The organism is Streptomyces sp. NBC_01320, assembly GCF_035974375.1.
GTDB classification, from domain to species: Bacteria; Actinomycetota; Actinomycetes; order Streptomycetales; family Streptomycetaceae; genus Streptomyces; species Streptomyces yanii.
On the sequence record NZ_CP108390.1, the window covers coordinates 274,907 to 285,935 of the forward strand.

Annotated in this window: 8 protein-coding genes and 7 pseudogenes; 6 read left to right on the top strand and 9 right to left on the bottom strand. The window is 68.7% G+C overall.

All coding sequences use genetic code 11. The features are described 5' to 3' along the window. Positions 1–27: 27 nt before the first annotated feature. Positions 28–219 (bottom strand): annotated as a pseudogene (locus OG395_RS01405) (hypothetical protein); the annotation flags it as partial. Between OG395_RS01405 and OG395_RS01410 the strand changes: the two are divergent. After that, entirely contained in the window at positions 185–973 is a 789-nt protein-coding gene (locus OG395_RS01410; protein ID WP_327249751.1) for a hypothetical protein, read from the top strand. The pseudogene OG395_RS01405 and the gene OG395_RS01410 sit on opposite strands and share 35 nt — an antisense overlap. Before the next feature lie 13 nt (positions 974–986). On the opposite strand, the pseudogene OG395_RS01415 reads toward OG395_RS01410, so the two are convergent. Next, positions 987–1,249, bottom strand: a pseudogene (locus OG395_RS01415) (kinase); the annotation flags it as partial. A 193-nt stretch (positions 1,250–1,442) separates the two neighbouring features. On the opposite strand from OG395_RS01415, the gene OG395_RS01420 reads away from it, so the two are divergent. Both OG395_RS01420 and OG395_RS01425 read left to right on the top strand, forming a co-directional pair. After that, a complete protein-coding gene (locus tag OG395_RS01420; protein ID WP_327241233.1) occupies positions 1,443–2,393 on the top strand; it encodes a Ppx/GppA phosphatase family protein in 951 nt (316 codons plus the stop codon). A gap of 206 nt (positions 2,394–2,599) precedes the next feature. After that, a complete protein-coding gene (locus tag OG395_RS01425; protein WP_327249223.1) occupies positions 2,600–4,306 on the top strand; it encodes an IS1182 family transposase in 1,707 nt (568 codons plus the stop codon). Positions 4,307–4,361: 55 nt separating this feature from the next. Here OG395_RS01425 and OG395_RS01430 read toward each other — a convergent pair. From OG395_RS01430 to OG395_RS01440, 3 genes and pseudogenes are all read right to left on the bottom strand, one after another. Beyond that, a pseudogene (locus OG395_RS01430) lies at positions 4,362–5,459 on the bottom strand (integrase core domain-containing protein). Between the two features lie 153 nt (positions 5,460–5,612). Then, the gene (locus OG395_RS01435) at positions 5,613–5,990 is read right to left on the bottom strand and encodes a zf-HC2 domain-containing protein (protein WP_327241234.1); all 378 of its coding nucleotides are present in this window, start codon (positions 5,988–5,990) and stop codon (positions 5,613–5,615) included. Positions 5,991–6,137: 147 nt separating this feature from the next. Further along, positions 6,138–6,245: pseudogene (locus tag OG395_RS01440) on the bottom strand (DNA-binding response regulator); the annotation flags it as partial. 220 nt (positions 6,246–6,465) lie between these two features. Here OG395_RS01440 and OG395_RS01445 point away from each other — a divergent pair. Continuing rightward, positions 6,466–6,796 (top strand): annotated as a pseudogene (locus tag OG395_RS01445) (hypothetical protein); the annotation flags it as partial. Positions 6,797–6,798: 2 nt separating this feature from the next. Here OG395_RS01445 and OG395_RS01450 read toward each other — a convergent pair. Further along, positions 6,799–7,431, bottom strand: coding sequence for a DUF2461 family protein (locus OG395_RS01450; protein WP_327241235.1), 633 nt, complete (start codon positions 7,429–7,431; stop codon positions 6,799–6,801). Between the two features lie 89 nt (positions 7,432–7,520). After that, a pseudogene (locus tag OG395_RS01455) lies at positions 7,521–7,943 on the bottom strand (IS30 family transposase); the annotation flags it as partial. A gap of 441 nt (positions 7,944–8,384) precedes the next feature. Between OG395_RS01455 and OG395_RS01460 the strand changes: the two are divergent. Then, positions 8,385–8,600: pseudogene (locus OG395_RS01460) on the top strand (helicase associated domain-containing protein); the annotation flags it as partial. Positions 8,601–8,726: 126 nt separating this feature from the next. Here OG395_RS01460 and OG395_RS01465 read toward each other — a convergent pair. Both OG395_RS01465 and rpmF read right to left on the bottom strand, forming a co-directional pair. Next, positions 8,727–9,884 carry a GTP-binding protein gene (locus OG395_RS01465; RefSeq protein WP_327249224.1) on the bottom strand — a complete coding sequence of 386 codons (1,158 nt, stop codon included), beginning with the start codon at positions 9,882–9,884 and terminating at the stop codon, positions 8,727–8,729. Positions 9,885–9,904: 20 nt separating this feature from the next. Beyond that, positions 9,905–10,075: a 50S ribosomal protein L32 gene (rpmF, locus tag OG395_RS01470; RefSeq protein ID WP_327241236.1), complete on the bottom strand. Its 171-nt coding sequence runs from the start codon at positions 10,073–10,075 to the stop codon at positions 9,905–9,907. 202 nt (positions 10,076–10,277) lie between these two features. Between rpmF and OG395_RS01475 the strand changes: the two genes are divergently transcribed. Further along, complete coding sequence (locus OG395_RS01475) at positions 10,278–10,928, top strand: choice-of-anchor M domain-containing protein (protein ID WP_327241237.1); 651 nt, start codon at positions 10,278–10,280, stop codon at positions 10,926–10,928. Positions 10,929–11,029 lie beyond the last annotated feature (101 nt).

Here is an 11,029-nt window from a genome sequence, read left to right on the forward strand (position 1 = left end):
CCGGCTCCGGCTCGGTGCACTGCATCGTCACCACAGCCACGCGGTGGAGTGCCGCACCCGGGACAGGGCGCGCGCATCGCGGCGCACGGCCGCGCTGCCGATGCGGTTCTGCCGGGGCCGGGGCCGGCGCGACTGCCCGGCAAAGAAGCGGCGGCATCCGGCGTCCTGGAGACGCCGTCGTTGCTTGCGCAGCTCCTGCTTCGTCTGCGCCTGCGACTCCTGGGCGGACACCTTCGGCTCCAACGTCCGCGGCTACCGAGCCGACAGCGACACCCTGTTGCACCTGCTGGCCACTGGGGTCTTCCACAACGACGGCTCGCACGACCACGTATGGCGGCGCGCCGTCGAGCGCCTCGTCCACCTGCGCGACACCACACCGGGCACCTACAACAAGTACCTGGAGAAGCTGCGTCACCTTCCGGCGCTGCTGGCCACCTGGACGATCGACGTCGCCGCCGTCCTCAGCCGCCGCGAGGAACTCCTGGCTACCGCCCTTCACCACCCGGAGTGGGCCGTCCCCCACTCCGGGCACATCCGCCCGGGCCCGGCGTGGTTCCTCAACCCCAACCGGGTCCTCAGCGCCGACGGCATGCACGGCCTGCAACCTGCCGAGAACGGGGGCAGGTTCTACTACCCCCAGAGCAACTGGCTGAAGGACACGCTGCGCGAACCCTTCCGCCTCATCGAGCCCAACGACGCCGCTTACCGCGAAGCATGCGCCCGGTTCGAGTTCCTGGCCTCCATGATCGCCATGGACACAGACATCGGCTTCCGTGCCTGCCCCTGGGCCGGAGAGTTCTTCCTCGACTCCACCTGGGGCTACGACAACAACGGACTCGCCACCACCATCGAGGCGGAACTCACCGACACCTGGCCGCTGCTCGCCGCCGGTGCTTTCGGAGGCGAACTCCCCCGTGCCCAGAACGCCCTCACCGCGCTCACGGAATGGAGGGGGAAGCACGGCAGAACGTGATGATCTACCAGGCGCCGTAGTGGCCGGCGTACAGGATCCCTTCGAGAACAACGTGGTACCCGCGTCCAGCGCGTAGCGGGCCGTCAGGTCGATCCGGCTGATGTCCGCCGCACCAGCCCGGTCCCGCTCACGCAAAACGATCCGGCGGAGGTTGTCCTGACCCACGAGCGCCAGACCGCGGCCAAAACGGTCGCGGAGGCCCGCCGCGACGGACGACTTCCCCGAGGCGCTGTTCCCTCGCAGCACGACCAGCCTCGTCTTTTCGTTGGCCACCATCACCCGAGCGAGCTACCGACACCGCCCGTCCGTCGGCGCAGCTCTACCCCTGTGGGCCGGGGCGGAGGGGGCACGGATGGTGACGTTATGCTCACGCGGTGGGCTGGAATCCCCGTCGCACCGTCGTCGGGGCTGTCGGAGGATCGGGGAAGGAGCCGGTCCGGTCGAGGGCCAGGCCAGGGGAGGCGATGGGATGCGGCAGGCAGGTGTGCTCGATGTCGGGTGCCACAGTGCGTTGCTGACGGTGGTGCGACGGCGCCCGGGGACGGTGCTGGAGCCGGTGTTCTCCCGCAAGGTGCGGCTGAGACTGCACGAGACCCTCGACCGCAAGGGACGGCTGGACAAGACCGGCGTGAAGAGCGTCGAACGGGCAGTGGCCGAGGCCGTCGCCGCTGACCCCCGTCTGCGCGGGCCGGAAGTGTTCGCGTTCGCGACCTCCGTCATCCGGGACGCACCCAACCGCGACGAGATCATCGCGCGCGTGGCACGCACCACCGGCACCCGCCTTCGCGTGCTGACCGGCGAGGAGGAGGCACGGCTGGCCTACGTGGCCGCCCGCCAGTGGGCAGGCTCGATGGCCGGGCAGCTGCTGGTCCTGGATATCGGCGGCGGTACGGTAGAGATCGCCTCCGGCACCGGAGACCGGCCCCGCGTCGTCTACTCGCTGCCCCTGGGCGCCCGCAGGATCACCCGGGACTGGCTTCCCGGCGGCACCGCACCATCTCCACGCCGACTGGCCGAGGTCCGGCAGCACCTGCGCCAGTCCCTGGAAGCCGTCCCCGGCCTGCCGCAGGCCGAAACGGGCGGGCGGGTGCTGGCCTGCTCCAAGTCCTTCGAACAGCTCGCCCGGCTCGCCGCCGCTCAGGGCAAGACACCGCGGGCCGGACGGCAGCTCGCGCTACCCCAACTACGCACGTCAGTCTCCCTGCTGGCCACCGCGGGACCGTCCCGCCGTTCCAAACTGCCGGGCATCTCCCGACACCGCGCCGAACAGTCCCTGGCCGGAGCCCTGATCGCACAAGCCCTCATGGAAGCCTGCGGGGCCAAGAACGTCGAAATCTGCCCCTGGTCCACCCGAGAAGGACTACTGCTCGAACGCCTCGGCATGCCCCACACCACAACCCGGCACCCCCGAGCACACTGACTGGCTACACAGGTGGGAGCAGCACATCACCGGCAGAGCTCCGGTGCTGCACCGGATGCACGCCTGCGCGATCTTGGTGGCTAATTCGAATTCGGTTGCTGTGACGCGGAGTTGATCGCCGTAGGAGCGGTGGTTCCAGCGGATGGGATCATGCTGGTCGTTGATCTTGTCGTGGTTCCTTGGGGATCGGAGTGTGTGTCGTGTCGATGCAACCGCAGTCCTGGCCTGAGCCGGATCCGCAGGTCGCGGCGGCGATCCGGGCGATGTATCGGGGCAGGCGCGAGGCGCCTCTGGCGGTGCAGGTTCGTGACCGGCTCGGGGAGCTGTTCCCGGACGCGGCCTTTGCTGACGCGTTCGGCCAGGTGGGCAAGCCGGGCTGGTCGCCGGGGCGTCTGGCGCTGGTCACAGTGCTGCAGAAGGCTACGAACCTGACGGATCGGCAGGCTGCTGACGAGGTTCGCGAGAACCTCGCCTGGAAGTACGCACTCGGCCTGGATCTGGAGGATCCGGGCTTCGACCACAGCGTGCTGTCAGAGTTCCGCTCCCGTGTTGTCGCCCACGGCCTGGAGGAACGTGTGCTGGACCTGTTGCTGGAGCGCCTGCAGACCCTGGATCTGGTGCAGGCGGGCGGCAGCCAGCGCACCGACTCCACACACATCGTTGCCGCGGTGCGGGATCTGAACCGGCTCGAGCTGGTCGGCGAGAGCGTCCGCGCTGCCCTGAACGCGCTGGCCGCCGCATGCCCCGAATGGGTCGATCAGGTGCTGGTGGTGGAGGACTGGAGCCACCGCTACGCGGACCGGATCGACAACTGGCGACTGCCGAGTTCCAAGACCAAGCAGTACGAACTCGCGCTCGCCTACGCCGCCGACGGCTTCACGCTGCTGCAGGCCCTCTACGCGCCCGCCTCGCCGGGGTGGCTGCGCGAGCTGCCCGCGGTGCAGACCCTACGGTGCGTGCTGGTGCAGAACTACACCCGCACCACCGACCGGGCCGGCAGGCTGCGGATCCGGCAGCGCGAGCGGACCGACGACGGCGGCGACGGCCTGCCGCCCGCCCCGATACGCCTGGCCTCTCCCTACGACACCGACACGCGTTGGTCCGCCAAGCGTGACCTGTTCTGGAACGGCTACAAGCTGCACGTCTCGGAGACCTGCCACCCGCAGGCCGACGGCGACCGGCCGACCCGCCCGAACCTGATCACCAATGTCACGACCACCTGTTCCACCCTGCCGGACAGTAAAGCCCTGGACACGATCCACCAGGCCTTTCGCCGCCGCCACCTGCTGCCCGCCCGGCACTACCTCGACTCCGGCTACCCCAGCGCCGACCTGATCGTCTCGTCCGCCAAGGACTACGGCATCGCCTTGGTCACCCCGGTCCTGCTCGACACCTCCCGCCAGGCCAAGGCCCAACAAGGCTTCGCCGCACACGACTTCGCCATCGATTGGGATCGCAAGCGAGCCGTCTGTCCGGCCGGAAAGATCAGTGCCACCTGGAACGACGTCGTCCAGGAAGGCGTGGCCAAGACCGTCGTCGCCTTCGCCGCCCTGGACTGCATCCCCTGTCCGACCAAGGAGCAGTGCACCAGCTCACGAAAGGGCCGCCGGCTCAGCCTCTACCCCCGTGAGCTCACCGAGGCCATCCGCACCGCCCGCGCCCAGCAACAGAACGGAACCTGGCAACGTGACTATGCGCTCCGCGCCGGGGTCGAGGGTGCCATCCGCCAGGCCACCCACACCACCGGCCTACGCCGAGCCCGCTACCGCGGCCTTGCCAAGACCCACCTCGACCACACCACCAGCGCCACCGCCCTCAACCTCATCCGACTCAACGCCTGGTGGAACGGCCACCCCCTCGACCGCGGCAGCCACAGCCACCTCGCCAGACTCCAACTCCGCCTCGCTGCATGACAGTTGGGATTAGCCACCAAGATCCTGCGCCTGCCGAAAACCTCATCCGTCCAGTTCAGGCCGCATGCTGGTACTCGTGGAGGGTGTGGCCGAGGCAGTCGCGTCGTCGTATGTCGAGGCGGGCGATCTGGTCCGGATCGGTGATCGGCGTCGGCAAGGGACGCAGTGGGCGGGCGTTGGCGATGCCCTGGTGGGGTCGGTGGGAGTTGTAGAACTGTTCGAACTCGCGCAGGGCGTGGAGCAGATGCCGCTGGTTCCAGATCAAGGTCCGGTCCAGCAGCTCGCGTCGGCAGGTCTGCACCCATCTCTCCATGATTGAGTTCATGCCGGGCATGCGGACTCCGGTGAGCACGACTTCAATGCCCGCACCGTTGAGGATCGCGTCGAACAGGGCGGGGAATTTCCCGTCCCGGTCCCTGATCATGTAGCGCGCGTGGCGTCCCGCGTCCTCGAGGTCCATGACGAGGTTCTTCGCCGCCTGCGCTACCCAGGACGCGCTGCGATGCGCGGCGGCGCCCAGGATCCGGATCCGCCGGCTCGAGTGCTCGATCACCGCGAACACGTACAGCCGCGCCCCGGACAAGGTGACCGTCTCGAAGAAATCGCATGCCGGCAGGGCGTCTGCCTGCGAGCGTAGGAAGCCTGCCCACGTGCTTGAGGCCCGTTGGGACGCCGGGTCGATCCCGGCCTCCCGGAGGATTCCCCAGACCGTAAAGGCGGCCACCTTGATCCCGAGAACGAGCAATCCGCCGTGGATGCGGCGCTACCCCCAGCTCAGGTTCTCCCGCGCAAGCCGCAACACCAGGAGCCGGATCGAGCGCACGGTCCGCGGCCGTCCCGAGCGCTTGGGCCGAGACCGGGCCGCGTGGCGGCGGGCGACCAGATCACGATGCCAGCGCAGCAGCGCGTCCGGATCTACCACCAACCACACCCCGCGAAGCACCCGGGACGGCAGACGATGCAGCAACGCCGCCAGGAACACCCGGCCGCTCGCCGTGAACCGCACACGCTGCCCGCCCAACTGCCGTTCCAGCACCTTGATCTGATGGCATAGAGCCAGGATTCCCACGTCCTTGTCCCGGTCGTCCATCGGCAGCAGTCGCAGCATCGCCAACGCGTTTGTCACGCCCAGATACGCCAGCCTCAGCAGCACGACCGAACATGATGCCGGGTGATCATCACCCCTGCCAGAGCCCGCCGACGCACGGCCCCGCGCCCGACATCCCAAAGATCACCGCACACCGGCTCCCACCAGGGCGGATGAGGTTATCGGCAGGGGCAACGTCGTCGCTTCCACGAGATCCGCTCACCCGAAGTACGTCGTGGTCTTGCTGACCCATTGGGACAGTGTGATCTGCATGGGCAGGGCCGCCCGGTCCGGGCTGCGGCGACGGGGCGAGGCGTGGCCGCATTCGGCCCGGGTGACCGCGCACATCCGCCGATTTTGGCCTCTGCCGCAGGCCAGGGCGTCGCGGAGAAGGGACAGATGTGCCGCCACGGCTGCGAGGCAGTCATGCTCGTCCCGGCATGTGTCGCAGGTTGCCAGGTGAGACCCCACCGCGCTCGCCTCATCGGGTGCGAGAGTCTTGAGCGCGTATCCGGCCAGCAGTTCACAGAACCTGCGGCATTCCTCGACGGCTGCCTCGTCGCCGTACTCCGTGGTCAGGCAGTGGGCTCCGATCATGGCGAAACCTCCGTTCGTGGTCTCACCATCTCCCAGGAACGGCCCCCCGCGCGTCGTCCCCGCGCAGCGATTTACGGCTACCACGGCCGCAGTATCCACCGCGCCGGCCTACGGCCGGGGCGGAACACGTAACACCGTGCCGGCGATTTATGCGGGCGCCTGCGCGCGACCCGGTTCGGTCGCCGGACTGACCAGCCCGCACTCGTAGGCGATGACGACGAGCTGGGCCCGGTCACGAGCCGCCAGCTTGGTCAATGTGCCATCGGAGCTGAGATTGTGCCGCGAAATTTGAAACCCTACAGAGCTGTAGGGTCTCGCGCTTCCTTGCATACGCCGAGGCTGTGACCTGCGACTTCTCGCGGTGTCTCACGCTGCTTCATCTGCGGTTGTCTCAGCTCTCGGTGCACCCCCGCCAGGTTTACTGAGGCCGCTCCGGACGGGCAGACCGCTGACCTGCGGTGTCTCACGGCCCGCTCTCACCCGGGACGGCGGTGCGGTCGGTTGTGTCGGGGCGCCGTACGGCGGAAAACGCGGGGGTCGTTCTGCGCCGGATGTTCGACCGCAACATCGCGTTGCGCGGGGGCATCGCCCCAATCCGCGCCTACAATCCCAAACTCCTGCCGGATGTGCTCTCCGGGGTCCTCGATCCGGGGCCCGTCTTCGACCATGCCGTCCCCCTGGCCGAGGTGCCGGACGGTCATCGGGCGATGGACCACCGATCGGCGCTGAAGGTGCGCGTCACCTATCTGAGCGCGGGGCCGACGGCACGGGTTGGGTTCCTCCCGTGCCGCGCGGGGCCCTCGTGATGTCAGGCGTCGCGCTTCACGTGGCGGACCAGCCACATCAGCAGGGCGTCCAGGTCAGCGGCGGCCGAGAGGACTCGGTCGACCGCCTCGGGGGTGTGCAGCCACTCCTCGCAGCCGAGGGGACGGGCGGCGATCAGAGAACGGTGGCGCAGCAGGTTCGTACGGGAGTGGTCTGTCGGATAGCCGCGCGGGGGGCGTTTCATCACGTCCCCGGAGATGTCGTAGCCCTTCTTCCGCACGTCCTCGACGATGGCGGACAGTTCGCGGCCGCTCCCCTCGGAGGCCACGGCTTTGCGGAACATGTCCACCTGGCCGGGATCGGGGTACCACCAGGCGCCCTGGATCCGCAGGCCGTCCAGGGAGAACCGGAGACCGATCTCGATCTTGCGGCCGAGCCGGATCACCGCGCCCTGGTGCTGCCACCACCAGGAGTCGGTGCGGTAGTGCCAGACGGAGAAGTCCTCGTACCGGGGGTCGGTGTCCGCGACCTCGTTGAGCAGGGCGATCATCGGCTGCCGGACCAGGCGTTCGCGGTCCGCGCGGTGGCGCTCGCGAGTCGCGTGGGTCGGTTCGCCCTGGAGCTGCCACAACACGTCCATGGCCTGCTCCGGCCAGCCGGTGAACTGTCCGCGCATGCGCGCAGGATAGCGGCCTGGTCGTTCGGGAAGTGCCCGCGGGCCCTTACCTTGGATTCCAGTGGTCGTCGCAACACGTGGTCGGTTGGTCAGGCTGCGATCAGTTTATGCAGGCGCTGGGCCGGGGTTTCCCAGGCGAGGGTCTTCCTCGGGCGGCCGTTGAGTTCGGCGGCGACCGTGTCCAGGTGCTCGCGGGTATGGGCCGAGAGGTCGGTTCCCTTCGGGAAGTACTGCCGCAGCAGTCCGTTGGTGTTTTCGTTCGAGCCGCGCTGCCAGGGACTGGCGGGATCACAGAAGTACACCGGAATGTTGGTGGCTATGGTGAAGGAGCCATGAGCGGCCATCTCGCTGCCCTGGTCCCAGGTCAGCGAGCGCGTCAGGTGAGCGGGCAGGGCCTGGACGGTGTCCACGAGAGCGTCGCGGACCAGTTCCGCGCTGCGGCCGTCGGGCAGATGGACGAGCATCACGTAGCGGGTGGTGCGTTCGACCAGGGTGCCGATCGCCGACGCCCCGTCCTTGCTGATGATCAGTCGGGTAGCGGGGGCGCATTGCTGCGTCCCCGCCCCCTCAGAACCGTGCAAGCAGCTATTCACCGCACACGACTCAAGCAAGCCCCAAAGGCTCGCCGACGGGCAAAAAGTGCTGGACTCGTCATCACGGCGGCTCCATTCCGCCGTTGACAATGAGTGTGGAGGAGACGGATTCGTTGACCGTCCGGCGTGCTCGTCGACCTCGATGAACAGCAGCGGCACTCCAGCCTCCGGGGTGACCAGCACAACGTCGGCCTGGGCGCCGCCCTTGCCCGCGGTAGTCCAGGTGCCGGTCGACGGGAGCGGCACCTCGGTGGCGTACGAGGCGATCGTGCCGATCCCGTCCCGGCTCGCCACCGCGGCTTCGGCGGTGGCCACCGCATCTCGACAAGGGTCTCGGTGATCGTCATCGCGTGCGAGGCACCCGGGGAGGAAGCCTGGAAGACGAAGCTGGCAATGCTGCGCTTGTACCGGCGTGCGCACGGGCACCTGGCCCCGAGGCAGGACGCCGTCTGGGGCGAGCGCGACAACGACCTGCTGCCCATCGGGCAGCTGATCGCCAACCTCCGCAGGAAAGGCGGCCTGGGCAAAGATCCGGAGCGCGCGGAAGAGCGTGCCGCGCAGCTGACGGCCGTCGAGGGCGCTGCGGCGGGCGCCGCTCGAGGAGCGACGCTCAGCCGGTTCCCGTCGTCGCAGTAGCGCCAGCCGCCGGCCGCAGAGAGACTTGCGGCGTCTGGCGCCTGAACCGCAAAGGCGGAGGTGGAATCAGGCCGCTGCGTGCTCGTGCTCGCACGCGTCGTCGATGCCGTACGTCTCCCACTCGGGGAAGTCGTCCTCGGCTGGTACGGCTTCGTCCGAGCCGAGCAGACAGGCGTCGAGCGCCGCCCGGAGCGCCTCGGTGCGCAGCCCGGTGCCGATGAAGACCAGCTCCTGACCCTGCGTGGTTTCCGGGCCGCGGGCGCCCGAGGGTTCGAACCGGGCCACCGCACCCGCCTGTGACCACAGTCCGGTCACCCGGGGGCGGCTCGCGAGCCAGAAGAATCCCTTCGAGCGCAGGATCCGCCCGAAGGTGCCGCTGTCGAGCCTCTTGGTGACGAAGGTCCACAGCCGGTGCGGGTGAAACGGCCGGTCCGCGCGGAACACCATTGAGGAGATGCCGTACTCCTCCGTCTCCGGCACGTGGTCGCCGTTGAGCTCCTTCACCCAGCCCGGGGCCTGCTGGGCCCGTTCGACGTCGAACAGGCCGGTGCCCAGCACCTGTTCGAGGGCCACCCGGCCGCGTACGGCGGGCACGATCCGGGCCTCGGGGTTGAGCCGGGACAGGGCCGCCCGAAGTCGGGCGGCCTCGTCGGGCCCGACCAGGTCGAGCTTGTTCAGCACGATGACATCCGCGAACTCGACCTGGTCCATGAGGAGATCGCTGACGGTGCGCTCGTCGTCCTCGTACTGGTCGAGACCGCGCGCGACGAGCTCGTCGCCGCCGCCGAGCTCGGCCAGGAAGTTCGCGGCGTCCACCACGGTCACCATCGTGTCCAGGCAGGCCAGATCGCCGAGGGTGGCGCCGTCTTCGCGCGGGAAGGAGAAGGTGGCGGCCACGGGCATCGGCTCCGAGATGCCGCTGGACTCGATCAGGAGATAGTCGAAGCGTCCCTCGCGGGCCAGCCGCTCGACCTCTTCGAGCAGGTCGTCGCGCAGGGTGCAGCAGATGCACCCGTTGGTCATCTCGACCAGCCGCTCCTCGGTGCGGGACAAAGCCGCCTCGCCGCCGCTCACCAGCGCAGCGTCAATGTTGACCTCGCTCATGTCGTTGACAATGACCGCCACCCGCAGCCCTTCGCGGTTGCCGAGCACATGGTTGAGCAGGGTGGTCTTCCCCGCGCCGAGAAACCCGGACAGGACGGTCACGGGCAGCCGGCCTTGCATCGGCGTGTACGTCACGGGGATCAGCCCTCGGGGCGGATCAGGCCGCGCTCGTACGCCTTCACCAGCCGCTGCGGCACGAGGTACACCGAGCCGTCGACCGTGATGGGCACCAGCTGGGCGGTGGTCGCCTTCCACTGGGCGCGGCGGTTGCGGGTGTTGCTGCGGGACATCTTCCGCTTGGGAACGGCCATGGGGACCTCCGGGGGTGTTGGGGGACAGTGCCGCGCTCAACTTAGATGAAAATGGATGTCGATTCCAATTGGTCGACTTGACGTTGACGGCAGTCGCGCCTGCAGCGGCCGGTAACCGGGCGCTCGCTTGTGGCTCTAGTTGAAAACGATTATCGTCTTGCTTGTTCGTGCACACTCAACCCATGCCCAAGGGGGGCTTCTTTTGCGTGCCTTCACGCGCACTCTCACCGTTGCCGGTTCCATAGCCGCGGCCATCGCCGTCGGCGGGATGACCGCTGCCCACGCCGCCGGGACCACTCTTTCCAAGGGGCACGTCGACGTCCTCGACGTCGAGTACGACGGGGTCGGCCTCGACCTCCACGTCCACGACGAGTCGGTCACCCCGGATGTCGAGTACGCCCCGGCGGACGTCGTCCTCCAGTCCCTGCCGGCTTCCGCGTACACCGTGCCGAGCGGCACCTGCTACAGCCACCTGGGTACGGCCGGCGCCACCGTGTACCGACTGCCGCAGGTCGAGAACGCCAACCTGCTCTGGCCCGGCTTCTCCGGCGAGCATCTCTCCACCGGCGTCTTCCAGAGCGACAAGGTGCAGGTCAAGCTCACCTCCGTCAGCGGCCCGGGCAAGCTCACCGTCTACAAGAACGGCCTCTGCCCGAAGAGCAACCGCTACTTCGACAGCGGCGACGCGACGCTCACCAACAGCAAGGACGTCGCGGCCGGCGAGCACGACCACGCCAACTGGGTCTTCACGAAGGCCGGTTCGTACACCGCCACGTTCCAGGTGAGCGGCACGCTGGCGAACGGCACCAAGGTCGGCCCGACCTCCGCCACGTACACCTTCCAGGTCGGCTGACCCCGTCCCGCACAAGCCCCGCGCCGGGGACGGGCCGTGCCCGCCGTTCGGACCGCCCCCGGCGCGGCCGCGGTCCCTCGCTCCCACGCCCGAAGGAGAAG

Bases quoted from the DNA above. Each gene is read 5' to 3' on its own strand.
- OG395_RS01420 (WP_327241233.1), top strand. From the start codon at position 1,443: ATGCGGCAGGCAGGTGTGCTCGATGTCGGGTGCCACAGTGCGTTGCTG.
- OG395_RS01425 (WP_327249223.1), top strand. From the start codon at position 2,600: ATGCAACCGCAGTCCTGGCCTGAGCCGGATCCGCAGGTCGCGGCGGCG.
- OG395_RS01435 (WP_327241234.1), bottom strand. From the start codon at position 5,990: ATGATCGGAGCCCACTGCCTGACCACGGAGTACGGCGACGAGGCAGCC.
- OG395_RS01450 (WP_327241235.1), bottom strand. From the start codon at position 7,431: ATGCGCGGACAGTTCACCGGCTGGCCGGAGCAGGCCATGGACGTGTTG.
- OG395_RS01465 (WP_327249224.1), bottom strand. From the start codon at position 9,884: ATGCAAGGCCGGCTGCCCGTGACCGTCCTGTCCGGGTTTCTCGGCGCG.
- rpmF (WP_327241236.1), bottom strand. From the start codon at position 10,075: ATGGCCGTTCCCAAGCGGAAGATGTCCCGCAGCAACACCCGCAACCGC.